Annotated in this window: 23 protein-coding genes; 16 read left to right on the top strand and 7 right to left on the bottom strand. The window is 53.7% G+C overall.

The window, feature by feature from the left end:
* The first annotated feature begins 279 nt into the window (after positions 1 to 279).
* The 3 genes from AQ1_RS08805 to AQ1_RS08795 are packed head-to-tail and all read left to right on the top strand — an operon-like array spanning position 280 to position 3,126.
* Positions 280 to 504 (top strand): hypothetical protein, encoded by a 225-nt coding sequence (locus AQ1_RS08805; RefSeq protein WP_042086394.1) that lies wholly within the window; start codon positions 280 to 282, stop codon positions 502 to 504.
* 42 nt (positions 505 to 546) lie between these two features.
* A complete protein-coding gene (locus AQ1_RS14550) occupies positions 547 to 2,280 on the top strand; it encodes a GGDEF domain-containing protein (RefSeq protein ID WP_081837216.1) in 1,734 nt (577 codons plus the stop codon).
* Positions 2,281 to 2,340: 60 nt separating this feature from the next.
* Positions 2,341 to 3,126 carry an SAM-dependent methyltransferase gene (locus tag AQ1_RS08795; RefSeq protein WP_042086392.1) on the top strand — a complete coding sequence of 262 codons (786 nt, stop codon included), beginning with the start codon at positions 2,341 to 2,343 and terminating at the stop codon, positions 3,124 to 3,126.
* 9 nt (positions 3,127 to 3,135) lie between these two features.
* Here AQ1_RS08795 and AQ1_RS08790 read toward each other — a convergent pair whose 3' ends face one another.
* Positions 3,136 to 3,597, bottom strand: a complete 462-nt coding sequence (locus AQ1_RS08790) for a DUF2721 domain-containing protein (RefSeq protein ID WP_042086390.1) — start codon at positions 3,595 to 3,597, stop codon at positions 3,136 to 3,138.
* 146 nt (positions 3,598 to 3,743) lie between these two features.
* On the opposite strand from AQ1_RS08790, the gene AQ1_RS08785 reads away from it, so the two are divergent.
* Genes AQ1_RS08785 through AQ1_RS14545 form a run of 3 tightly spaced genes read left to right on the top strand, consistent with a single transcriptional unit; the run spans position 3,744 to position 6,298 of the window.
* Positions 3,744 to 5,273, top strand: coding sequence for a S10 family peptidase (locus tag AQ1_RS08785; RefSeq protein ID WP_042086426.1), 1,530 nt, complete (start codon positions 3,744 to 3,746; stop codon positions 5,271 to 5,273).
* Positions 5,274 to 5,325: 52 nt separating this feature from the next.
* Complete coding sequence (locus AQ1_RS08780; RefSeq protein WP_150007355.1) at positions 5,326 to 5,700, top strand: VanZ family protein; 375 nt, start codon at positions 5,326 to 5,328, stop codon at positions 5,698 to 5,700.
* A 37-nt stretch (positions 5,701 to 5,737) separates the two neighbouring features.
* A complete protein-coding gene (locus tag AQ1_RS14545; RefSeq protein WP_052371145.1) occupies positions 5,738 to 6,298 on the top strand; it encodes an EF-hand domain-containing protein in 561 nt (186 codons plus the stop codon).
* Between the two features lie 63 nt (positions 6,299 to 6,361).
* On the opposite strand, the gene AQ1_RS08770 is transcribed toward AQ1_RS14545, so the two are convergent.
* Complete coding sequence (locus AQ1_RS08770) at positions 6,362 to 8,593, bottom strand: lytic transglycosylase domain-containing protein (protein ID WP_161760522.1); 2,232 nt, start codon at positions 8,591 to 8,593, stop codon at positions 6,362 to 6,364.
* Positions 8,594 to 8,875: 282 nt separating this feature from the next.
* On the opposite strand from AQ1_RS08770, the gene dapA reads away from it, so the two are divergent.
* Together dapA and smpB are read left to right on the top strand one after the other, a co-directional pair.
* Positions 8,876 to 9,748 carry a 4-hydroxy-tetrahydrodipicolinate synthase gene (gene dapA, locus AQ1_RS08765; protein ID WP_042086386.1) on the top strand — a complete coding sequence of 291 codons (873 nt, stop codon included), beginning with the start codon at positions 8,876 to 8,878 and terminating at the stop codon, positions 9,746 to 9,748.
* Positions 9,749 to 9,800: 52 nt separating this feature from the next.
* On the top strand, positions 9,801 to 10,271 hold the full coding sequence (gene smpB, locus AQ1_RS08760; RefSeq protein WP_042086384.1) for an SsrA-binding protein SmpB: 471 nt from the start codon (positions 9,801 to 9,803) through the stop codon (positions 10,269 to 10,271).
* A 33-nt stretch (positions 10,272 to 10,304) separates the two neighbouring features.
* Here smpB and AQ1_RS14540 read toward each other — a convergent pair whose 3' ends face one another.
* Positions 10,305 to 10,682, bottom strand: coding sequence for a flagellar basal body rod protein FlgC (locus tag AQ1_RS14540; RefSeq protein ID WP_161760520.1), 378 nt, complete (start codon positions 10,680 to 10,682; stop codon positions 10,305 to 10,307).
* A gap of 208 nt (positions 10,683 to 10,890) precedes the next feature.
* Here AQ1_RS14540 and AQ1_RS14535 point away from each other — a divergent pair, with 208 nt between their 5' ends.
* The 3 genes from AQ1_RS14535 to AQ1_RS08740 are packed head-to-tail and all read left to right on the top strand — an operon-like array spanning position 10,891 to position 14,214.
* A complete protein-coding gene (locus tag AQ1_RS14535; protein WP_052371142.1) occupies positions 10,891 to 12,768 on the top strand; it encodes an EAL domain-containing protein in 1,878 nt (625 codons plus the stop codon).
* 36 nt (positions 12,769 to 12,804) lie between these two features.
* Entirely contained in the window at positions 12,805 to 13,449 is a 645-nt protein-coding gene (locus tag AQ1_RS08745) for a DsbA family oxidoreductase (protein ID WP_042086381.1), read from the top strand.
* A gap of 36 nt (positions 13,450 to 13,485) precedes the next feature.
* Positions 13,486 to 14,214 (top strand): queuosine precursor transporter, encoded by a 729-nt coding sequence (locus tag AQ1_RS08740; RefSeq protein WP_152550411.1) that lies wholly within the window; start codon positions 13,486 to 13,488, stop codon positions 14,212 to 14,214.
* 74 nt (positions 14,215 to 14,288) lie between these two features.
* On the opposite strand, the gene AQ1_RS08735 is transcribed toward AQ1_RS08740, so the two are convergent.
* Positions 14,289 to 15,056, bottom strand: coding sequence for an exodeoxyribonuclease III (locus AQ1_RS08735; protein WP_042086377.1), 768 nt, complete (start codon positions 15,054 to 15,056; stop codon positions 14,289 to 14,291).
* Between the two features lie 12 nt (positions 15,057 to 15,068).
* Complete coding sequence (locus AQ1_RS08730) at positions 15,069 to 16,310, bottom strand: dicarboxylate/amino acid:cation symporter (protein ID WP_081837212.1); 1,242 nt, start codon at positions 16,308 to 16,310, stop codon at positions 15,069 to 15,071.
* Between the two features lie 165 nt (positions 16,311 to 16,475).
* Between AQ1_RS08730 and AQ1_RS14530 the strand changes: the two genes are divergently transcribed.
* From AQ1_RS14530 to AQ1_RS08715, 3 genes are all read left to right on the top strand, one after another.
* Positions 16,476 to 17,042 (top strand): tetratricopeptide repeat protein, encoded by a 567-nt coding sequence (locus tag AQ1_RS14530; RefSeq protein ID WP_081837211.1) that lies wholly within the window; start codon positions 16,476 to 16,478, stop codon positions 17,040 to 17,042.
* A 220-nt stretch (positions 17,043 to 17,262) separates the two neighbouring features.
* Complete coding sequence (locus AQ1_RS08720) at positions 17,263 to 17,673, top strand: helix-turn-helix domain-containing protein (protein WP_042086373.1); 411 nt, start codon at positions 17,263 to 17,265, stop codon at positions 17,671 to 17,673.
* A 183-nt stretch (positions 17,674 to 17,856) separates the two neighbouring features.
* Positions 17,857 to 18,099, top strand: a complete 243-nt coding sequence (locus tag AQ1_RS08715; protein ID WP_042086371.1) for a hypothetical protein — start codon at positions 17,857 to 17,859, stop codon at positions 18,097 to 18,099.
* 69 nt (positions 18,100 to 18,168) lie between these two features.
* Here the strand turns inward: AQ1_RS08715 and AQ1_RS08710 are convergent, their stop codons facing one another.
* Positions 18,169 to 18,510 carry a transcriptional regulator gene (locus AQ1_RS08710; RefSeq protein ID WP_042086370.1) on the bottom strand — a complete coding sequence of 114 codons (342 nt, stop codon included), beginning with the start codon at positions 18,508 to 18,510 and terminating at the stop codon, positions 18,169 to 18,171.
* A gap of 3 nt (positions 18,511 to 18,513) precedes the next feature.
* A complete protein-coding gene (locus AQ1_RS08705; RefSeq protein ID WP_042086369.1) occupies positions 18,514 to 19,131 on the bottom strand; it encodes a hypothetical protein in 618 nt (205 codons plus the stop codon).
* 367 nt (positions 19,132 to 19,498) lie between these two features.
* On the opposite strand from AQ1_RS08705, the gene AQ1_RS08700 reads away from it, so the two are divergent.
* Both AQ1_RS08700 and purU read left to right on the top strand, forming a co-directional pair.
* Positions 19,499 to 20,653 carry a S8 family serine peptidase gene (locus tag AQ1_RS08700; protein WP_081837220.1) on the top strand — a complete coding sequence of 385 codons (1,155 nt, stop codon included), beginning with the start codon at positions 19,499 to 19,501 and terminating at the stop codon, positions 20,651 to 20,653.
* A 200-nt stretch (positions 20,654 to 20,853) separates the two neighbouring features.
* Positions 20,854 to 21,705 carry a formyltetrahydrofolate deformylase gene (gene purU / locus AQ1_RS08695; protein ID WP_042086367.1) on the top strand — a complete coding sequence of 284 codons (852 nt, stop codon included), beginning with the start codon at positions 20,854 to 20,856 and terminating at the stop codon, positions 21,703 to 21,705.
* Positions 21,706 to 21,833: the final 128 nt, after the last annotated feature.

Genomic DNA, 21,833 nt, shown 5'->3' with positions numbered 1-21,833 from the left:
CGCGCTCCCCCGATCCCGCATCCCCCAATCCCCCCGATCTCTCCGATCCCCTGTCTTTAACAAGTGCGATTCTTTGATCATGAATGGCGACATTTCCGCTTTGGAAGAGGCAAACTCCAGAGATGAGGAATGCGCGTTTTGATAGAATAAATAACTATCGCTGCAATTTAATAAAAGCGTAAGAGTTTGTGCGCATTGTTTGTTTCTCTAGTGGGTTGTTTCCACGAGGGGGGCAGATAGCCCTGTTTCTAAGTAAATTATTTATTGGGAAGGAAAGACATGTCGAAACTTCTGGAATTCATGACGAAATTGGGGGAAGATTCCGCTTTTAGGGATAGCTATGTGGCTGATCCTGATGGGGTGATGAAAAATTTTGGTCTTACGGATGCAGAGTGTAAGATGATCCGCACAGCCGATGTGGAGGGGATCAAGAAAACATTGGGCGTGGAGCATGTCTATTTGAATGTTCATGTGCCTCCGCATGGAAATGATGAGATCAAATAAAAGCTGTCATCAGCAGGGGGGCGGTGCAGATTGAGATTTTTGATGTCTGGCTGTGTTGCGGCAATTTTATTGTCGTGCATATCCATGGCGTTGGCTGAGACGACTGACATCGATCAGATGTTGCGCGAAGCCAATGAACTGGTCAGCACCGATCCCAATCGGGGAGAGGCGATCCTGCAAAGGATTGCCTCTCTTTCCGATCGTCTTTCCAATCAACAGCGCTATCGGCTGCAAATCCTTCAGGCAAAATTATTGGTGATTCACGGGCAATATGGCAAAGCCCTGACATTGCTTGAGGATGTATCGGCGGAAGACCTGTCGGTCAATTCGCTGGCTCTGTCCAATTCCATTCAATCCACAATCTTCAATGCCTTGGGCGAATATGACCGCATGTTTGCCAAAATTCAGCAGAATTTGGCGCTTGTGCAGGGGATTACAGATATCAGCCTGAAAGCCGGCTTCATGCATCCGGCGATCGTCGCCTTTCGGGATGCTGGGGCCTATGAACAATCCTTAACGCAAGGCCTGCAGATGTTGAAATTGGCTCGGGAAAATGCGTTTTCACGATCAGAATGCTTTGCCCTTGTGGAACTGGGGATCACCGAACGCAGTGCAGGGAACAGGGATGCGGCGCTGGATTGGTTGAGGGATGCCGAAGCCTTTTGTTCGGACATTGGCAATAAGCTGATCGTTAATTCCGCCCGCGCCAATCTGGCAGCACTGGCCCTTGATGCAGGCGATGCGGATGAAGCCATCGCCATTGCCCTAGCGGCTTTGCCCGATGCCAAAGAGGTGGGTTATGCTTATCATATTACCGAACTGAAATCGGTTTTGGCGGAAGCTTATCTGCGCGCAGGTGATCTTGATAAGGGGCTGGAGGCGGGCGAAGAGGCTTTCAGCCTTGCCACAGAAAGCGCCATCAACCCGCTTGTGCGGCAAGCGAGCAAAACCCTTGCGGATATCCATGAACGTCGCGGCGATTTGCCCGCATCGCTTGCCATGCTCAAAATCCATCTGGAGACCAGCCAGCTTCTGGCCGATGATCGCGCGGCTATGGCCATGGCCTATTACCAGAATCTTTATGAGGTACAAGATAAGGAGCGGCGGCTTCAGATTCTGAATCAGGAAAATGATCTGTTCAAGCTTTCCCAGCAGCTACAGGAACAAAATGCTGACAATATGCGGCTTTTATTGCTGATGGGTTTTGTCGTTCTGATCGGGCTTTCGGGCTGGCTTTTTTATGTTATGCGGCAGCGTCAGCGTTTTCTTCTTTTATCGCAAACAGATGGGATGACCGGGATCGCCAATCGCGAGCATTTTTCCCGCTCGGCCGAGGGGCTGATGCGGGAGGCCGCCACATCACAGGCGGATTTGGGGCTGATTTTATTCGATCTCGATCATTTCAAAACGATCAATGACAGCTATGGCCATGCCGCGGGCGATTGGGTTTTGAAAAAGGTGGTTGCGGCCTGCCGCACGGTGATCCGCAGGCAGGATCTTTTTGGCCGTCTGGGCGGTGAAGAATTTGGCATTTGCCTGCTTTCGGCCGATCTGGGCGATAGCCTTGCTGTGGCCGAAGCCTGCCGCCTTGCCATTCGTGCTATCGATACCAGCGAATTGGGCCATCATTTTACCATCACCGCAAGCTTTGGCATTGCGATCAGGCAGGATCGGGATGAAAGCTTCGATACAGTGCTCATCCGCGCTGATCAATGCCTTTATAGCGCCAAATCGGCGGGCCGCGATCAAACCCGCTATGAAGCCGATGCGGCCTGAGATTTTGCCTCACATACAGGCTGGCCCATCAATGCCATCATATCCAGGCGCGGAGATTTTATGACCAGAAAAACGGGCAGCCTTGTGGCTGTGGGAACCGGGATGATGCTGGGGGCGCAGATCAGCCCCATTGCCAAAACCGAAATCATGCGGGCGGAAAAGGTTTTCAGCCTGGTTGATGGCATTGCCGAAAAATGGCTGGAACAGCTCAGCCCGCATCTGGAAAGTCTGCAATCGAGCTATGCCGTGGGCCGCTTTCGCCCCGATAGCTATCGCGAAATGGTGGAGCGGGTGATGGCCGCAGTGCGGGCGGGGCAGCGGGTGTGCATTGCCGCCTATGGCCATCCCGGCATTTTTGCCTGCGTGCCCCATTGGGCGATCGAAGCCGCCCGGGCCGAAGGCTATGAAGCGCGGATGGAGCCGGGCATATCAGCCGATGCCTGCCTTTATGCCGATCTGGGCCTTGATCCCGGCAGCCTGGGCAGCCAGTGTTATGAGGCAACGCATTATCTGCTGTATCGCCAGCATCTCAATCCCTATGCCCTGCTGATTTTATGGCAGGTGGGGCTGACCGGCGAAACCAGCCTCACCCGCTTTGAAAGCGATCCTGTGCGACTGAACCTGCTGGTTGAAAAGCTGATAGCCGATGGCTATGGGCCTGATCATGAGGTGATCATTTATGAAGCCGCAACCCTTGCCCTGATGCCGGTGCGGGCGGATCGGCTGGCTTTATCCGCCTTGCCCGATGCGGCCCTCTCGCCCGTTTCCACATTGGTGATCCCCCCCTTGCCCAATGCCCCCAAAGATGCGGCCATGCGGGAAAAGCTCGATGCCCTGATGGCTTAAGGGGCGGTTTCAGGCCGAGGGCGGACGCAGAATATCGCGCCGGATTCGGATCGCCTTGGTGGCCAATGAAATTTCGACCAAAAGCAGGATCAGCCCGATGGTCAGGGTGCTCATCGCCAGAATGAACAAAACCGCCACCGGTTGGGCGAAATCCTTGTTCATCAGATCGGCAATGAACAGCACCATCACCACCAGACACACAAACAAAGCCGATATGGTGCACAGGCTGATGGCGCCTTGCACCACCTGCATGCGTTTATCCAATGTGCGTAATTCAAGATGGGTGCGCTGCTTTTGATCGGCCAGCATGGTTTCATAGCCGGCTTCAAGGGCCCGGGCGCGATCAACCACCCGCGCCAGCCTTTGGGTCATCACATTGAGGATGGCCCCGATCCCGGCCAGCAAAAAAACAGGGGCAACCGCCAGTTGGATGATATGGGCAATGCCGATGATATCCTGTGCCACGTTCATGATCGAGATACTTTCCTAAAGCTGTGAAGGCCAAAAGCTGTGAAGGGAAGGTGGGCGATCCCTGCGCAGGATCGCCCGGCCCTTGTCGTATAAAGCTTATTGGCACTATGCTGCACAGACCGCATTTGCAAAAGGGGGCAAAGCCCGTGAAAAAAATTCTGATCATCGCCATCTGGCTTTTCCACACAAGCCACGCCATCGCCAGCGACGAGGCAAAATCGCCCGCCATCATTCCACCGCCGGTGCAGTTTGTTACCGAACATAGCGGCCGGTTCAATGGTCAGCGGATCGATTATCGGGTGATCGCCGGGGACACCTATATCCGCGATGATGAGGGGAAGCCAACAGCGGCTTTTTTCAATGTGGCCTATGTGAAGAAAGCCGAGGCCAATCAAAAACCCCGCCCGATCACCTTTTTATTCAATGGCGGGCCGGGTTCGGCCTCCCTTTGGCTGCATATGGGGGCTTTCGGGCCAAAGCGTGTGGTGGTGCCCAGCGATGCGAAGGATGATGGCGCGCCGCCTTATCCCATGGTCGATAATCCCGATACGATTTTGGATGTTTCGGATATGGTGTTCATCGATCCCGTGGGCACCGGCTATAGCCGTGCTTTGGGCGAGAAGAAAAACGCCGATTTCTATGGAGTGACCCAGGATGCGGAGTCCATCGCCGCCTTCATCCATCAATGGGTGACTGAGAACGGGCGCTGGAATTCGCCCATTTATATTGCCGGTGAAAGCTATGGCACCCTGCGCATGGGGCCGTTGCTCGATGCCCTTGGCGGGCGGCGCTATCAGATGGGCGTGAATGGGGTGATGCTGATTTCGGCGGTGCTGCATTATCAGAACAGCCGCTTCAATCAGGGCAATATCATGTCTTATGTCAGCTTTTTGCCCAGCTATGCGGCCACCGCATGGTATCATGAACAATTGCCGGAAAAGCCAGCAAATCTGGAAGCCTTTTTGGATGAGGTGCGCGATTTCGCGCGCACGGATTATGCCACCGCCCTGATTGCCGGCACGCGGCTGCCCGATGCCGAACGCCAGCGGATCATCGAACGCCTGCATCGCTATACCGGGCTTTCAAAAACATGGCTGGATCAGGCCAATATGCGCATTCATGTGCGGCGCTTTTTCAAGGAATTAAAGCGCGATGATCGCGATGTGGTGGGCAGGCTCGATAGCCGCTATCTGGCCACCGAACCCGATGCGGTGGGTGAATTTTATGAAACCGATCCAGCGGCCGCGGGGATCAGCCATGCCTATGTGGCGGCGATCAATAGCTACTTTCATGATGATCTCAATATCCTTATGGATCGGCCTTATTTTGCCTCCAGCCCCGATGCCTTTCGCAAATGGGATTGGTCACCGGATGGCGATGCCCCCAATGGCGGGCGCTTTATCAATGTGGTGCCCCAGCTTGGCAGTGCCATGCGTTATAACAAGGATCTGCGGATATTGGTGACATCGGGCTATTTCGATTTCGCCACACCCTTTTTCGGGGCGGAAAATGCCCTGTCGGAAATGGGCCTTGTGCCAGATCGCATCCACTACACCTATTATGAAGCCGGGCACATGATGTATCTGCATGAACCCTCGCGGCAAAAATTCATGCGCGATATTCATGGCTTTATCACCGGATCGGATGCCAAAACCCCATCCGGGGGCGGGAACTGAAATATGGGCCGTAATGTTTCAGCACACTGGAATAGTTCAGGACATGGGCCTTATGCCCATTGAATTCTGGCGCTTTTTGCGGCGATTGGTGGTGATTTTGATCGGGCTGAACATCCTGTTTGGCTCGCTTTATCCCATCAGCAATGGCCTGGATTTGAATATTTCTGATAAGCTTCAGCATTTTGCGGCCTATTTTTTGCTGGCTTTGGCTTTGGGGATGTCATCGCGGCCTCTCAGCAGGCGGCTGCTTTATTTCATTCTGGCTGCCCTTTTTGGTGCCGGGATCGAAATCATCCAGCCCTTGGTGGGCCGCGATATGGCCTTTGCGGATTTTCAGGTCAATCTGTTGGGGGTCGGATTCGGGGGCATTTTAGGCATCATAATTCGGCCATATTTCCTGTTTTATCTGAAGACGCGCAAAGCGTGATGAAGGTTTTTTGCCTAAGCTTGAAAGGATTGGCGCTATGAAAAAAAGAACATTTGGATTTTCTGCCCTTGCGGGGCTTCTTGTGATGGGCGGCATGGCAGGCATGGCGCAAGCAAAAGATCATGGCCGCCATCATTCCGGTGGTCATGTTTTGGGCTTGTTTGAAAAGCTTGATAGCGATCAAAGCGGCACGGTTGATCGTTTCGAGCTTGAAGCCTATCAGGCCAGCCGCTTTGATGCCGCTGATCTTGATGATGATGGGGCGGTCAGCCTTGAAGAATTTCAAGCGCATCTGGCGGCTTTGCGGGCAGAGCGCCGGGCCCGACGCGAAGCGAAAATTTTCGACCGTCAAGATGGCGATGATGATGGGCTGTTGATCGCATCCGAACTTTCAGCCCGCAGCTCGGGGATGTTTGATCGTCTTGATGCCGATGGCGATGGCATCATCACCCTTGATGAAGTGAAGGCCTTTGATGACGATGACGACGAGCGCAGTGATCGCGGGGAAGAGCGCGGCCGGGATGATGATCGCGGGCGCCGGAATGATCGTGATGACAAAAATGACGATGATGATCGTAACGACGACGATAGAAACTAAAGCGACCTATTCAGTCATCAATACAAAAAGGACGGCTCCTGATGGGGCCGTCTTTTTATGCCCTCAGTCGCCGCCGGGGGATTGCCGGGCACCAAAGCCCAAGGGGGCTGCTTGCGGCGTGCTTTCAATCTCTGGCTTGGGTGTTGGCAGCAAAGATGTGATATCGAGTTCACGCCCTTTGTGGATGAATTGGCTCAATGAGGCATCTTTGAAAGCGCCGAGCCGAATGGAATAAATCGGTGCGGCTTCTAAAACCCGCTGCACATAATTGCGGGTTTCGCCATAGGGGATCATTTCAATCCAATCGATGGGATCGGCAGTGATTCTGCGCGGGTCGCCATAATCTTTGATCCAGCGATCCACCGGCCCTGAACCTGCATTATAGGCGGCCAGCGCCAGCATGGGGGCCCCATCATAACGCCTGAGCAACTGATTGAAATATCTGTGGCCCAATTCCAGATTGAAGGCAGGATCATTCAACAAACGCTCCCGCGAATAGGGGCGCTGTAATTGTCGGGCCAAACGATTGGCCGTGGCGGGCATCAACTGCATCAGGCCCAGGGCCCCCACATGGCTGACCGCTTTGGGGTCGAATTGGCTTTCCTGACGGGCGATGGATAAAATCAGGCTTTGGCTTTGGCCTAATCCCTTGGTCATATCGATCAGGGGATAGCCATGTTCGATGATCAGATCGCCATCACGAACAGATGTTTTCGCGGCAATCACCCCGATTTGCGGACGGTCGAAATCAATGGCTAGGCTGGCCGCCATCCGCGCCTGATCGGGGGTGGGGGCATTTTCCACCAATTGGCGCACGAAATGAGCCAGGGATCGTTCTTCCCCCATTCTGGCCAGAAAGCGGGCGGCCTTCACCAGATCCTGGGCTTCAAAAGCCTGCCTTGTGGCCTCATCGATGATCTTGGTCTGGCGATCGAGCATCAGCATATCGCCGCCTAAATGATCAAGGGCAAGCTGGCCATAAAAAACCGTGGGATAGCGGGCGGCTTCCTCATACCAGCGGCGGGCAAGGGCGGGATCATTCAAATCTTCAGCCGCGCGCGCCGTCCAATAGGCGCCACGGGCAAGGCTCACCGGAAAATTCACCACGCTGAGCATGGCTTGGAAATGCGCCAGAGCCTGCGCCGGGCGGGATTGAAAGCGCAGGGCAATCCATCCCGCCAGCCATTCGGCTTCGGCAATCTGGGCACGGGTATTGCGCGGCAATTCGGTGGTCAGATCGGAGGCCGGATCGGTATTTATTTCCTCCGGCTCCGCCTCGTGTTCATCAGGGCGCAAACCATCGAGCATGGCATGGTCGGCGGCCAGGCGATAAGCCGCATCGATTCGGCCTTCGCGCAGGGCTTTGCGGGCCTGATAATGCCGTTCCCGCCACCAGCGTTCGGGGCGAAGAATATCCCGGCCATTGACGGCGGTTTCCAAAAGCAGGCTTTCAGCGCTGTCATTCTTACCCTTGATGCGCCGCCAATAGGCCCGATCATAAACCAGCCCGGCATTGGATTGCAGATCATCGGGAACAGCCGCCACCGCGCGATCCACATTATGGGCAAAAGCCATCAGCGCATTGCGGGCTTTGGCCAGTGCCTGATAATCCTTGGGCAGGGACTGCACCATCCGCATGGCCTGCTGCCGGGCCCTTTGCCACAGCAGATAATCAACCCGGGCCATATGGTCTTCGGTCGTCAGAAAATCCCCATAGCGATCCATGATCCGCCGTTCCTGCGGACTGGAAAGCCCGGCGCTGCGCCAGCCCGCGCGCAGATGATCAATGGCTTTATCCTGCTGGCCATCGCGCATCAGGGCTTGCGCATAATGCAGATGTCCATCCCCCGTTTGGGGCGGATTTTTGGCAAACCATTGAAGGATGGCAGCATCTTTGGTTTCAGATGTGATCGCGGCCTCGATGGATCGGGTTATCGTCGCCGACAGGGGCCAATGGGGGTGTTGTGCATGAAAAGCGCGTAATTGCTCGAAATGTCCGCTGCCCCCTTTGGTGAAAGCGATCCATTTGATCACATCGCGTTCCACCGCGCTTGTCCGATCCGGCAGGGCCTGCAAAGCGGCCTGCAATTGCCCCCGGGCGGCTTCATCAAGGGCGGTGCGATAGGCTTTCCCCTCGTCGCTGCGCAGAAAATCGCTGGGCAGCTCGGGTTTCAGGCGCGGAATGGGGGTGCTGGTTTTGGCATAAGATGGGGCGACCAGCCTTAGAGTGCCGCCCCCTAAGCCGCTCATAAAGACGATTGACGCCAAAAGGGCGATCATGAGAAAGACGGGCAATGGCGACCTTGTCATTTGAGGCATGGCAGATGATTTTACAGTCCGAATGATTGACGGGCTTTTAAAAAAAGGTCATGTGGCTGCGTTTACCATTCCACTAAAGCTTACGCGCGGCGCATCATAAGGTCCAGTCTGATCTGATTTCGATCAGATGAACGATCACGTCCGATCAGGGCTTTGCTAGCCTGTTCCTTTGCGTTGATCCAAAAGGACGGGGAATGATTAAAGAGTGCGGGCGCGCCAGAAATTTTGGGGCTGCCTTGTTTCAGGGAGACGAATTGAATGTTCACCGGGTCGATGACAGCGCTGATAACGCCCTTTAAAAATGAGGCGGTTGATCTTGATGCCTTCAAATCCCTGTGTGAATGGCAGATCGGGCAGGGCACTTTGGGGCTTGTGCCCTGTGGCACCACCGGCGAAGCACCCACGCTTAGCCCTGATGAGCAGCGCGCCGTGATCACGGCGGCAGTCGAGATCGCCAATGGCCGGGTGCCGGTGGTGGCCGGTGTGGGGGCAAATTCAACCGCGCTCACCATCGAACGCGCGCAGATGGCGCAAAAAGCCGGAGCCGATGCCCTGCTCGTGGTCGTTCCCTATTATAATAAACCCAGCCAGCAAGGGATGATCCTGCACTATAGGGCGGTGCATGATGCCTGTGATCTGCCGATCATCATTTATAATATTCCGGGCCGGTCGGCGGCGGATATGTCGGTTGAAACCATGGCTGAACTGGCGCATTTGCCGCGCATAGCCGGGGTGAAGGATGCGACCAGCGATCTGGCCCGGGTGGCCCGTTTGCGCCTGCTTGTGGAACCAGGTTTTGCCCAGCTTTCGGGTGAGGATGCAACGGCTGTGGGCTTTAATGCCATGGGCGGGGTCGGCTGTATTTCGGTCACATCCAATATCGCCCCCGCTCTGTGCGCCCGGCTGCAGGCGGCCACCTTCAATAAGGATTATGAGCAAGCCCTGGAAGTGCAGGATCAGTTGATCGATCTGCATCGGGCGATGTTTTGCGAAACCAGCCCGGCTCCGGTGAAATATGCGGCGCATCTTTTGGGGCTGTGTGCTCCCGATCTGCGCCTGCCTTTGGCGCCTTTGTCGGATCAGGGGAAAAAGACCGTGCAATCAGCCATGGAAAAGGCCGGTTTGCGCTGATCAATCAGGATAGGGGCTTTTGTAACGGGGCTTTTCAGCCTACAGCATGGTAATGGTAAAACAAGATCTCAATGGCCGCATGGTCTCGGAAAATCGCAAGGCCCGCTATAATTATGCGGTCGAAGATACCTATGAAGCCGGTATTGCCTTGAAGGGGACCGAAGTGAAGGCCCTGCGCAAGGGCACGGCCAATATCGCTGAATCCTATGCCGAGGAAAAAAATGGCGAGATATGGCTGATCAATGCCCATATCGATGAATTTTCCCACGGGAATATCCATAATCACGAGCCGCGCAGGCCGCGAAAATTGCTGTTGCACCGAAAAGAAATCAACAAGATCGCCGGGGCCATCCAAAGAGCGGGGATGACCCTTGTTCCCCTGAAGATTTATTTCAATGATCGGGGGCGGGCGAAAATTCTGCTGGGTTTGGCGCGGGGTAAAAAAGCCCATGACAAGCGCGAGGATATCAAGCAGCGTGATTGGGATCGCCAGAAACAAAGGCTTTTAAAGGATTATGGCTGATTTTTCAGCCCCCACCGCCATGATCGCTCAAATTTAGCGATCCCGATCCAAAAGCTGCTGGGCCAGTTCATCGGCGGTTTCCAAAAGCTTCAGGCTGGCCTTATAGCCGATTTCGGCCGATTTCAATTCCACGATCTCATTGATCAGCGACACATTGGGCATTTGGGTGAAGCCATTGGCATCGGCGCTGGAAAGATCAGGCTGAAAGGCGCTGAAGGATGCCGGATCAATGGGCTGGGTCTGGGTGATCACCCCGCCGCCATTGGGGGCGCTTGTGGTCAGAACGCGCTGGGGCCGAAAGACCGTTTCCGCTGTTCCTGCTGATTGAACATTGACGATATTCTGCGCGGCATTATTGATCCGCTGCTGATTGGCGAGAAGCCCGCTGAGGGCGGTGGTGGCAATCTTCATCCGCTTCATCCTTGCAATCTTATTTCAGTCTAATCACCTATCCATCAAAAATCTGTAAAGATTGGGTCCAATGATAATGTGTCTGACCTACCAAAAGATAGGATGGGATGGTCAGATGCTTGTGCCGCAGCAAGATGCAGTTTAGTTTTAACAAAATGGCAATGCGCATATGCGGGAGACGGTTACGTCTAAAAGGATCACACAAAAATTGGTCTGTGCTCTGATTACCCATGATGATGGTGATCAGTGGCAAGGTTTATTGCAATCTGCTGGTATTAAAAGCTTTGTCATCGATCCTTTGACATTTGAGCCTTCCCGTCTTGCGGAAATCCTGTCGGATAAACGGTCGCATGCCCTTGGTGGGCCAGTGGTTTTTATCGATCTCGAAATTTTTGATCAATCCGATGTTTCGATGCCAGAGATTTTGGCAGGCTGTGCCGATCACTGCCGGGCTTTGGGGGGGGTGATCATTGGCCTTGCCCAAAGCCATGATGGGAAGATATCTGATGCCTTGATGCAGGCGGCATGTGATGCGCCCATAGATGATATTCTGGCTAGCGAAATTCGGCCATCCATGATTGAATCCCGCATAAGATTCGCCCTTATGCGGCGCAATTCTCGACATATTCCCACGCGGTTGGCACTTCATGATGAAACGCCTTCGATTGACGCGGGATCGTCTTTTGATCTGCGCCTCATAGAGGATGCCGCCGATACAAATGATCTGGGGATCAAGGCTTTGGGGGGGGGGCATGCCTTTCGCCAGGCCATTGCCAAAGCCGTGAGCCAGGCCACGGATGAACGCAGCCTGTGCCTTGTGATCTTTGATCTTGATCGGTTCAAGCGGGTGATCAGCCAATATGGCAGCGATCAAAGCCATGCTTTGTTACAAGCCTGTTTGCTGCGTGTGCGGCAATCTCTGGCCAATATCATGGTTCATGATGATTCTCATAGCTCGGCCAAGGGCAAGGCCATCCCGGCGGCTATCCCGGTACCTATCCTTGGGCAATTGAGCGATAAGGAATTCGCCGTTCTCCTGCCCGGCGATGTGGATAAATCGATCAATTTACAAAAGGTGGAAGCCATTTTGCGGCAGATTTCCGTGCCAATCAAAATTGCTGAACGCTCGGTTTATCTATCGGCCAGTGCCGGTGTGGCGATGGCGCCAAAGGATGCTGATCAGGCGGGGGATCTGCTGAGCGCGGCCCATTCAGCGGTGCGCATGGCCAAGCGCATCGCTGGCAATTCGGTTGTTTTCTGCACGCCGCAACTGGCCGCGAATGAAGCCCGCACGATGGAAACTGAAAACCGCCTGCGTGAAGCCATCGCCGGGAATGAACTGGAAATGTATTTTCAGCCACAGGCGAGCGTGCGCACCGGCGATGTTGTGGGGGTGGAAGCGCTGGTGCGCTGGCATCATCCCGATCTGGGGCTGATGAGCCCGGAAAGCTTCATCGCCATTGCCGAAGAGGCAGGGATTACCGCTGAACTGGGCTGCTGGGCCATTCAATCGGCCATTGCTGAAATCTGCAGGATGGAGCGCCATGGCCTGCCGCCTTTGCAGCTTTCGGTGAATGTTTCGGCGGATATGTTCACGGGTCTATCGGGGCGTGATCTGGTGGCGCATGTGCGTCAGGCTTTGGTGAGGGAAGGCATGGCCCCACAGCGCCTGACCCTTGAAATCACCGAGCGATCCATCATCGACGAAAATGGCAATGGCCCGCAGGTGATCGATGCGCTCAAGGCTTTGGGGGTAAAGCTGGCGCTGGATGATTTCGGGACCGGCTATTCCTCTCTCAGCTATTTGAAGGCGCTGCCCATCGATGAACTGAAAATCGATAAAACCTTTATCATGGGAAATGCAAAAGAAGATCGCGCCTTTTTACGGGCGATCATCATGATGGCCAAAACCCTGAATATGAGCGTTCTGGCCGAAGGGGTGGAAACCCGCGATCAACTGGTGCGGCTTTATGAAGAAGGCTGCGATCTGTATCAGGGCTATTTATGCTCCCCCCCTGTGCCGGCCCACGCTTTGGCGGATGTGATCAAAACCCGCTTTCCCGGCACATCCAATCCGCAGGGCTGATTGTAATCGTATCATGATTAAGAAAGGCCATTCGCGATGAAAATCGATATTATCTCTGATGTTGTTTGCCCTTGGTGCCTGATCGGCAAGCGCAGGCTGGAAAAGGCCCTGTCGATGCGGCCCGATTATGCGGTTGAAATCACATGGCGGGCCTATCAGCTTCATCCTGATCTGCCCCCTGAAGGTATGGATAAAGCAACGCTGCTGGCTCAGAAATTCGGCTCGAAAGACCGGGCGCATGAGATTTTCGGGCATATCGCCAAAGAAGGCCGAAGCGAAGGGCTGGATTTTGCCTTTGATAAGATCACCCGCGCCCCCAATACGCTGGATGCCCATTGTCTGATCAGATGGGCGGGATCGGCGGGCTGTCAGGATGGGGTGGTCGAGGATTTGTTCGCCGCTTATTTCTTTTTGGGCAAGGATGTTTCAAATCATGATGAATTGATTGCCATCGCCCGGAAAAATGGGATGGATGCCGATCTGGTGGCCGGGCTTTTGGAAAGCGGACGCGATCAAAGCGCGGTGGCACGCGAATGCAATCAGGCGCGTGAGATGGGAATTACCGGCGTGCCCAGCTTTATTTTTGATGGCAAAATAGCGGTGAATGGCGCACATCAGCCCGAGCAACTTTGCGCCATGATGGATCAGATTACAGGCAACATCATGGCAGGGGCGCACTGATCAGTGCCAAATCAATCGATGAAGGATGCTCACATTATGGGCCAGCCGCGCGTGGATCAGTCCCAAGGGGGCCAGCCTCAAATAGGCCAACCAAGGGTCTATCGCTATTATGATTTTGCGATGGCGGCCTTTGTGGCGATTCTCATATGCTCCAATCTGATCGGGGCGGCGAAAATTGCCGATATTGGCGGCTTTGAATTTGGCGCGGGGGTGCTGTTTTTCCCCCTGTCTTATGTATTGGGCGATGTGCTCACCGAAGTTTATGGCTATGCCCGCACCCGCCGGGTGGTGTGGGCAGGCTTTGCCGCGATTATTTTCATGGCGGGCATGAGCTGGGTGGTGGTGGCGCTGCCGCCCGCCCAGGGCTGGCTGGGGCAGGGGTCTTATGAACAGATTTTCGGGCAAACGCCGCGCATTGTTTTTGCCTCGATCACAGCTTTCTGGCTGGGTGAATTTGCCAATGCCTTTGTGATGGCGCGGATGAAAATCATCACCAAAGGCAAGCATCTCTGGTCGCGCACCATTGGCTCTACGGTGGTGGGCCAAGGGATCGACAGCCTGATTTTCTATCCCATCGCTTTTTTGGGGATATGGCCGACCGATCTGGTTTTGACCATCATGCTTTCCAATTTCGCTTTGAAGCTGGGTTGGGAAATCCTGCTCACCCCCGTAACCTATAAAATCGTGGGCTGGTTGAAGCGTGCCGAGCATGAAGATTTCTATGATGACGACACGAATTTTACGCCCTTTTCCCTTGATCGCTGAACGGGGCCCGAACTCTTTTCGTCATCCCGGGCTTTTTTTCTTTCGTCATTTCGGCCTCTGAGCCGGATCCATCTTCAGGACAGTACGATCCATACCGGCACATGATCGCTGGCTTTTTCCCTGCCCCGTTCCATGCGGTCGATGCCTGCATCGGAAAGCCTATCGGCGGCGGCGGGGGAAAGCAGGCAATGATCGATCCGGATGCCATGATCTTTTTCCCATGATCCGCGCTGATAATCCCAAAAGGTGAAGCAATCCGTGCCGGGATGATGAAGGCGGATGGCATCTGTCCAGCCCTGATGCACGATGCGGTTATAAGCGGCGCGTGTTTGCGGCAGAAAAAGCGCATCCCCCTCCCAGGCGCGGGGATCGTAGCAATCGGAATTTTCAGGGATGACATTATAATCCCCGGCCAGCACCACGGGCTGTTCGCTTGCTATAAGCCCGGCCGCATGGCAGCGCAGATGCTCCATGAAATCCAGCTTGTAATCATATTTAGGGCCGGGGGCCGGATTGCCATTGGGCAGATAGATCGAGGCAACCAGCACCCCATCATGGCGGCCTTCGATATAGCGGGCCTGGGGGTCGTCTTCCATGCCGGGTAGGCCACGCCGAACATCATGCAGGGGCGCGCGCGACAATAAAGCCACCCCATTGAACCCTTTTTGCCCATGGAGTTCCAGATGCCAGCCCCGATCCTCAAACTCCAGTCTCGGGAAATTTTCGTCGAGGGATTTCAGTTCCTGCAGGCACACCACATCGGCCTTGCACCCCTCCAGCCATTCCAGAAGCCGGGGCAGGCGCGCCTTTACCCCATTAATATTGAAGCTTGCAATTTTCATGCTGATTGAGTCCTATTCGATGGGATCGGCATTGTAGCTGGCTTCATCCAGCTCATTTTCCGATTTCGCCACCAGAACCGCAATCGTGGCATCACCGGTGACATTGGTGAGGGTGCGCATCATATCCATCAGCCGATCAATGGGGAAAAAAAGGATGATGGCCCCCAAAGGCAGCCCCACCGATCCCAAAACCACGGGCATTAAAATCAATCCGGCGCTGGGGATGCTGGCCGCCCCGATCGAGGCCAAAGTGCCAGTGATGATGATTGTGGCATATTGCGCCCCGGTGAGATCGATACCGATGGCCTGGGCCGTGAACATCGCCGCAATGCCCATATAAATGGCGGTTCCATCCATGTTCATGGTGGCCCCCAAAGGCAGCACGAAGCTGGTGATTTTTTTGGAAACGCCCAGATTGTCTTCAACATTGCTCATGGTGACGGGCAGGGTGCCTGCGCTGGTGGCCGTGGAAAAAGCCACCGCCTGTGCATCGATGATGCCGCGAAAAAATTTCAGCGGGGCCAATCGCGCCACCAATGTGAGCAGGCCACCATAAACCAGAATGATCTGGGTGAGACAGGCGAGATAGAGCGCCACCACGATCCAGATCAGGGAAAATAGCTCATTCACCGGCAAAGCCCCGATCACCCAGATAATCAGGGCAAAAATGCCGAATGGCGCCAGGGCCATGATGATATGCACCAGCTTAAACACCACTTCGGTTGCTGAATCGAAGAACTGACGCACAATGGCGCCTTTTTTTCCCGCCAGATTGATGGATAGCCCGATCAAAAGGGCAAAAACGATGATCTGCAATACATTGCCCTCGGCCATCGAGGCGATGGGATTGGCAGGCACCAGACCCACCAGCAGATCACGGATGCTCATGGCGGCATCGGGATCGGGGGCACCTGCCCCACCGGATGCGGCATCGGGCAGTGAGATTCCCACACCCGGTGAGATCAGCCCCCCTATCAAAAGCCCGATAAACACCGCAAAGGCGGTGGTGAGCATATAAAATCCGAAGGTCTTGATCCCCATCCGGCCCAGCTTTTGGCTATCGGCCAAAGAGGTGACGCCGGAAATAATGGTGGTGAAAATGATCGGGACCATCAACATTTTGATAGCATTGACGAAAACAAGGCCCAAGGGCTGCATGGCGATGGCAATGTCTTTGAGGCCCGCAGCTTTTAAAAGGCTGCCGATCAGAATCGCAAGGCTGAAAGCGATCATGATCTGCTTCCATAATTTCATCTGTTTCCAGCTTTGCCACATGATCTTGTTTTCGCCTTTCTTTTGTCTGCCAGGCCGAGATCGAAAAAAGAGCCATCATCCGCACAACGCAGGATTTAGCTTTCCTTTAACTGAAATTATGAGTGTAATGCACCCTTCATCCCGCGCATCACAAACGATAACGCCATGAAACGCAAGATTTACTCTTTGAAAATGAAGGCATCTGCGCTGGCTTTGGGCGGATTGATCCTGATGGGGGCGTTTGGTGAAACGCTTCATGCCCAAACATTGGGCGATGGGATTGCCGCCTTTTCTTTGCAGGATTATGAGCAGGCCCATGCGATTTTCCTGCCATTGGCGGAAAATGGCGACGCCGAAGCGGCCTTTCGTTTGGGCCGGATGCTGGAAAGCGGCTATGGCACGGCCCCCGATCAGGAGGCAGCGAAAGGCTGGTATGAAAAGGCGGCGAACGCTGGCCATGAACTGGCCCGCCAAAAGCTGAGTGATCTTGAAGGGCTTCAGGGGCAAGAGGCTAATCTGAAGATTTTGGAAATGGAGGCGGCGAAAGGATCGCCGCGTGCCATGATCGCGCTGGCACGGCTTTATGCGGCCGGAAACGCTGTGCCTTTGGATAAGAAAAAAGCACATGAATTACTTGTGGAAATGTGCAGTATCACCACATCAAAGGCTATGATTGATTATGGTCGAGAGTCTTTGACCCGGATGGACTATGAGGGCGATGCGTGTAGATAAACGCTTGGAATGCGGTTGGTGTATGATGCTATCCTAAAGGATAGGTTGTATTATCTGTATGGGGGCATGATATGCAAGTCATTAGAAAAGTTAATCTTTTTATAAAAACAGAAAGAAGCCGCTAAAAGACTTTTCTTTCCCGTTAAAGCCAAATAGTTTATGAAACCAGATCATCACGGGCCGCTGATGGGGATCGGCTCTCGGCGAAGAATTTCAAATTATGACGGAGAGAAATGTGGTTCGTGGACCAAACCCCATTGATGTGCATGTCGGCTCAAGGGTGCGATTGCGCAGAACGCTTTTGGGTATGAGCCAGGAAAAACTGGCTCAGGCACTGGATCTGACATTTCAGCAGGTGCAGAAATACGAGCGTGGCTTGAACCGGATCGGCTCAAGCAATTTATACAAGATCAGTCAGGTTCTTGGTGTTTCTATTTCCTTCTTCTTTGAAGATATGAGCGAAGATCTGTCGGAAAGACTGATTCCCCCCAGCCCGAATGATAGCTTTGATATGCGCCAGATCGGTAAGCGGGAAACCATTCAATTGGTGCAAGGATTTTATGCGATCAAAGATGAAGATATGCGCAATCAGATCTTTCAACTGATGAAACGCTTGGGCGGTGATACATGAATTCATCGTTTTTTGAAGGCTGATCCTAAGGGTCGACATCCTGAAGCCAATCACCTTAATTCATTGTAGTTCTTGCAATTATAAGGCTTGGGATTGGAGCTTGCCATTGCCCGTTTGGGGAATGGAGTTGGACATTTTTGCATGTTCTTTTGCAGCTGTTGATAGTGTTGCAAAGAAGATTTCATGCCTGATCCTAAATCCAACTCCAAACTCAATCTTCAGCCTGATACATTGTCTTTATATTTGCTGAGATTGCGTGCTGCCTTTGAAAAGCTCGATGAGGCTCAGCTTGAACGGCTTGTGAACCTGGCCGAGCAGGCGGGGCTTTTGCTTGAAATGCGCGATCATGGGTCTTTTGCCGGGGAAACCGCCAAAAGCCTTTTGGCACGGATGCAGTATGATCATCATGACAGGGCCAGAGTGTAATCCCCCCGAAGCGCCCCGGGGTGCGAAAAATGCGCTGCGAGGGGATGAGGGGCCTGATCTTCAAGATGATCATGGAGGCGATTGAAGACGGTTTGCAATCAAGGCTTCAAGGGCATCGAGATGCTTGGCAAGGCGGTTATGTCCGACTTCAGTCAGGCGATAGAGGCTGAGGGGCTTGCGATTGCTGAATGATTTATCCACATCAATCAGCTTCTCCTGCTCAAGCCGCCGTAAATGGGCGCCAAGATTGCCATCGCTTTCCTCTAGAAGCGCTTTGAAACGTGCAAAAGAAAGTGTGGGTTCGCGAGACAGCAGCACGCAGATCGCCAGTCTGCTGCGATGTTCCAGCAGCCGGTCAAGATTTGCGAATTGGCGACTAAGGTCATCTTCGGCCAAGGGCTCATTTGGCATGGCTTATATCCTGCGGGTGAGGGCGCGCCGATCAAGCGCAGTGCCGATCAAGATGCCAAGAGCACTTGAACTGGCAAGCACGGTTTTCGACCATTCGATGTCGAAATAAAAGGTGCCGAGCCCGCCAAGCGCCAGCCCAACTCCGAACCAGAGCATGATATTGAGCCCATTGAGCCCGATCAGGACCAGACAGGCCGCCATGAGAATGATCTGATAATGAGCGGCGATTTCAGGGTCGAGACCAGAATGATCGGCCATCAGAGAGAAGATCAGTGTGGCAATGAGAAAGGTTGCTGCCTGATAAAAGAACTTGCGGCGTTGCGCCCGATCCAGTGGCGAGGATGTCGCCCCCGTCGCCTGCCGCTGAGCACGAACCTTTCTTTCCTGAAACAGCAACATGATCACGATGGCAGTCCCACCCGCCAGAGCGAAAATGTCCGTGATCTGCTCGCTAAGAATGCCGGCCCGATCCAGATCAGAGAGGACGGCCAGAAGAACAAGAAATATCGCGATAGAGACCGCTGCCCAAAAAGGCAGGGCATCGCACAGCATCTTGCGCTGCCGATTGATGGCGGTGCGGACATAGGCAAGATCATCGCTCAGTTTTTCGGATGTGGTCATGAGAGGTCTCCTCGCTGTCGTGATTATATTTTAGTACTTTATTTTTTAGAGTACTAAAATATAAAAGTCAAACCCTGAATCCTGCTATCATCCGTGCGATGAAGAAACATCTATTGATTGTGTTTTGTAGATTATCATTGCGAAAAAACGTGTGTTGTTTGCATTGGTGTGGTGAAGTTTATATTTATGAAATTTTGTATTTTAATATTCAAATTCAGTATTTTAATAAAAATATGATGGCCATTAAAATCTCTTAATAGCTGTATTTATTTCAAAAAAATCTATTATAACGATAATGTGATTATCCTAAAGCGAGAAAAAGTGGATCAAATATTCTCCCACGAAAAACAATATATGGGAGTGTTTGATGATCAGAACGAAAACGATCGCTACTCTGTTGGCTGCTGCCTTGACGACAGGTGCAGCCATGGCTCAACAAGAGCAGAAAGCGCCGCAATTCGGTATTCCTGTGGCCTTGCAGGAAAAGGTAAAAGACAACTATATCTTTGTTTTCAAGGATGAAGTTCCCGCCAATCGGGTGGAGGGTTTGGCCCGATCCATGGCGGCGCGTGCCGGTGTGAAGGTTGGTTATATCTATAAGCATTCCATCAAGGGCTTTTCGGCCCAGATGCCGGCTTCTATGGCGGAACGCATGTCGGCGGATCCATCGGTGGATTATTATGATCATGATGGCGTTGCCTTTGTGTCTGCGCAGATCGAGGGTGTTTCGTCTGATGAAGTGGAAAGCCGCATGCAATCCACGCCTTGGGGGATCACCCGTGTCGGGGGGCCAGCCGATGGCACCAATCTGGGAAAATATGCCTTTGTCATCGATACCGGGATCGATCTTGATCACCCTGATCTGAATGTTGCCACATCGCTCAATCGCAGCTTTGTGCCCGGCAGCAGTTCAGCCAATGATCAAAATGGCCATGGTACCCATGTGGCCGGAACCATCGCCGCCATCAATAATGGTTTTGGTGTGGTTGGCGTGGCGGCGGGGGCCACTGTGGTTTCCGTTCGGGTGCTGAATGCGCAGGGGTCCGGGTCTTTTTCTGATATCATCGCCGGCGTTGATTATGTGGCGCAGGTGGGCTTGGCAGGCGAAGTGGCCAATCTCAGCCTGGGTGGTCCCACGAGTGCCCCTCTTGATAATGCGATTCGCAATGCGGCGGCCCGGGGCATTTTCTTTGTTTTGGCTGCGGGGAATGAATCGCAAAATGCCAATAATGTCTCACCGGCGCGCACCAATGGGACCAATATCTACACCATTTCCGCCCATGATAGTCAGGATCGCTTCGCCAGCTTCTCAAATTTTGGCAATCCACCGGTGGATTGTGCCGATCCGGGTGTCAGTATCCGCTCCACATGGCTGAATGGCGGCTTCAATACCATTTCGGGTACCTCCATGGCGGCCCCCCATGCCGCCGGGATTTTCCTGATCAATAATGGTCAGGCGTCGAGTGGCGGCCTTGTCACCGGCGATCCGGATGGCAATCCCGATCCGATCTGCGTTTTGTAAAACCTGTCAGGTCTTGAAAAATCCGGCCCGCTCCCCACCAAAGGGGGCGGGTTTTTTATATCCAAATAACGTATTTTTCTAATTATGTGAAATATTCGGCCTTTTATTAAAGCTTATCATCACATAAAAGATCGTCCGGCCTTGCTATGGCTAGGGCCTTCTTCATGTTTTGGGCATAATTTCAGGAGCCGGTAAGCCAGATGGATAATGAATTTGTGCTGCAGATGCGCTGCGCCGATCAGCCCGGCATTTTGGCGCGGATTACCGGTTTTTTATATGAGCGTTCGGGCGATGTGCGGGATGCGGCGCAATTTGGTGATGCCAGCACCGGGCTGTTTTTCGTGCGCATCCACTTCCGTCTCACCAATGGCGGATCGGTGGCCGACCTGCGCAAGGATTTTGGCGATTTTGCCCGCTCTTTCGGTCTGGATTGGTCGATCCGCCGGTGGGAGCGACGCCTGCCGGTGATGATTGCCGTTTCCAAAGCCGGGCATTGCCTGAATGATCTGCTCCATCGCTGGAAAATAGGCGCTTTGCCGATCAGGATCATGGGGGTGATTTCCAATCATGAAACCATGCGGCCTTTGGTGGAATGGCACGATCTGCCCTTTCATTATTTGCCGGTCGATCCCGATCATCGGGCCAAACAGGAAGCGGCCATGCTGCGCCTGTTTGAAGACAGCGGGTCCGAGCTTTTAGTGCTGGCGCGCTATATGCAGGTTTTATCGAGCGATCTGTGCGCCGCACTCAATGGCCGCTGCATCAATATCCACCATTCTTTTTTGCCCAGTTTCAAAGGCGCGCGCCCTTATCATCGGGCCCATGATCTGGGGGTGAAGCTTATCGGTGCCACGGCGCATTATGTGACCCCCGATCTGGATGAGGGGCCGATCATCGAACAGGATGTGCGCAGGGTAACCCATGCCCATTCGCCGGATGATCTGGTGGCCATTGGGCGCGAAACCGAAGCCAGCGTCCTCGCCCGTGCGGTGAAATGGCATGCCGAGCGGCGGATCATGCTCAATGGCCGCAAAACCGTGGTGTTTAATTAACGGCGATACCGCATCGGCGCGGCCCCCAAATCGTCACCCTGGACCCCTCTTTCGTCACCCCGGCCCTTTTATTCTTCGTCATCCCGGGCCCCGAGCCGGCAACTGTGTTATTGGTTCATGGATGGAAT

It is taken from the genome of Iodidimonas nitroreducens, from assembly GCA_000710935.1.
In the GTDB taxonomy this organism is placed as follows: Bacteria; Pseudomonadota; Alphaproteobacteria; order Sphingomonadales; family Rhodothalassiaceae; genus Iodidimonas; species Iodidimonas nitroreducens.
This window is presented reverse-complemented; position numbering and strand designations above follow the sequence as displayed.

Bases quoted from the DNA above. Each gene is read 5' to 3' on its own strand.
- AQ1_RS08805 (WP_042086394.1), top strand. From the start codon at position 280: ATGTCGAAACTTCTGGAATTCATGACGAAATTGGGGGAAGATTCCGCT.
- AQ1_RS14550 (WP_081837216.1), top strand. From the start codon at position 547: ATGTCTGGCTGTGTTGCGGCAATTTTATTGTCGTGCATATCCATGGCG.
- AQ1_RS08795 (WP_042086392.1), top strand. From the start codon at position 2,341: ATGACCAGAAAAACGGGCAGCCTTGTGGCTGTGGGAACCGGGATGATG.
- AQ1_RS08790 (WP_042086390.1), bottom strand. From the start codon at position 3,597: ATGAACGTGGCACAGGATATCATCGGCATTGCCCATATCATCCAACTG.
- AQ1_RS08780 (WP_150007355.1), top strand. From the start codon at position 5,326: ATGCCCATTGAATTCTGGCGCTTTTTGCGGCGATTGGTGGTGATTTTG.
- AQ1_RS14545 (WP_052371145.1), top strand. From the start codon at position 5,738: ATGAAAAAAAGAACATTTGGATTTTCTGCCCTTGCGGGGCTTCTTGTG.
- dapA (WP_042086386.1), top strand. From the start codon at position 8,876: ATGTTCACCGGGTCGATGACAGCGCTGATAACGCCCTTTAAAAATGAG.
- smpB (WP_042086384.1), top strand. From the start codon at position 9,801: ATGGTAAAACAAGATCTCAATGGCCGCATGGTCTCGGAAAATCGCAAG.
- AQ1_RS14540 (WP_161760520.1), bottom strand. From the start codon at position 10,682: ATGAAGATTGCCACCACCGCCCTCAGCGGGCTTCTCGCCAATCAGCAG.
- AQ1_RS08745 (WP_042086381.1), top strand. From the start codon at position 12,805: ATGAAAATCGATATTATCTCTGATGTTGTTTGCCCTTGGTGCCTGATC.
- AQ1_RS08740 (WP_152550411.1), top strand. From the start codon at position 13,486: ATGGGCCAGCCGCGCGTGGATCAGTCCCAAGGGGGCCAGCCTCAAATA.
- AQ1_RS08735 (WP_042086377.1), bottom strand. From the start codon at position 15,056: ATGAAAATTGCAAGCTTCAATATTAATGGGGTAAAGGCGCGCCTGCCC.
- AQ1_RS08730 (WP_081837212.1), bottom strand. From the start codon at position 16,310: ATGAAATTATGGAAGCAGATCATGATCGCTTTCAGCCTTGCGATTCTG.
- AQ1_RS14530 (WP_081837211.1), top strand. From the start codon at position 16,476: ATGAAACGCAAGATTTACTCTTTGAAAATGAAGGCATCTGCGCTGGCT.
- AQ1_RS08720 (WP_042086373.1), top strand. From the start codon at position 17,263: ATGACGGAGAGAAATGTGGTTCGTGGACCAAACCCCATTGATGTGCAT.
- AQ1_RS08715 (WP_042086371.1), top strand. From the start codon at position 17,857: ATGCCTGATCCTAAATCCAACTCCAAACTCAATCTTCAGCCTGATACA.
- AQ1_RS08710 (WP_042086370.1), bottom strand. From the start codon at position 18,510: ATGCCAAATGAGCCCTTGGCCGAAGATGACCTTAGTCGCCAATTCGCA.
- AQ1_RS08705 (WP_042086369.1), bottom strand. From the start codon at position 19,131: ATGACCACATCCGAAAAACTGAGCGATGATCTTGCCTATGTCCGCACC.
- AQ1_RS08700 (WP_081837220.1), top strand. From the start codon at position 19,499: ATGATCAGAACGAAAACGATCGCTACTCTGTTGGCTGCTGCCTTGACG.
- purU (WP_042086367.1), top strand. From the start codon at position 20,854: ATGGATAATGAATTTGTGCTGCAGATGCGCTGCGCCGATCAGCCCGGC.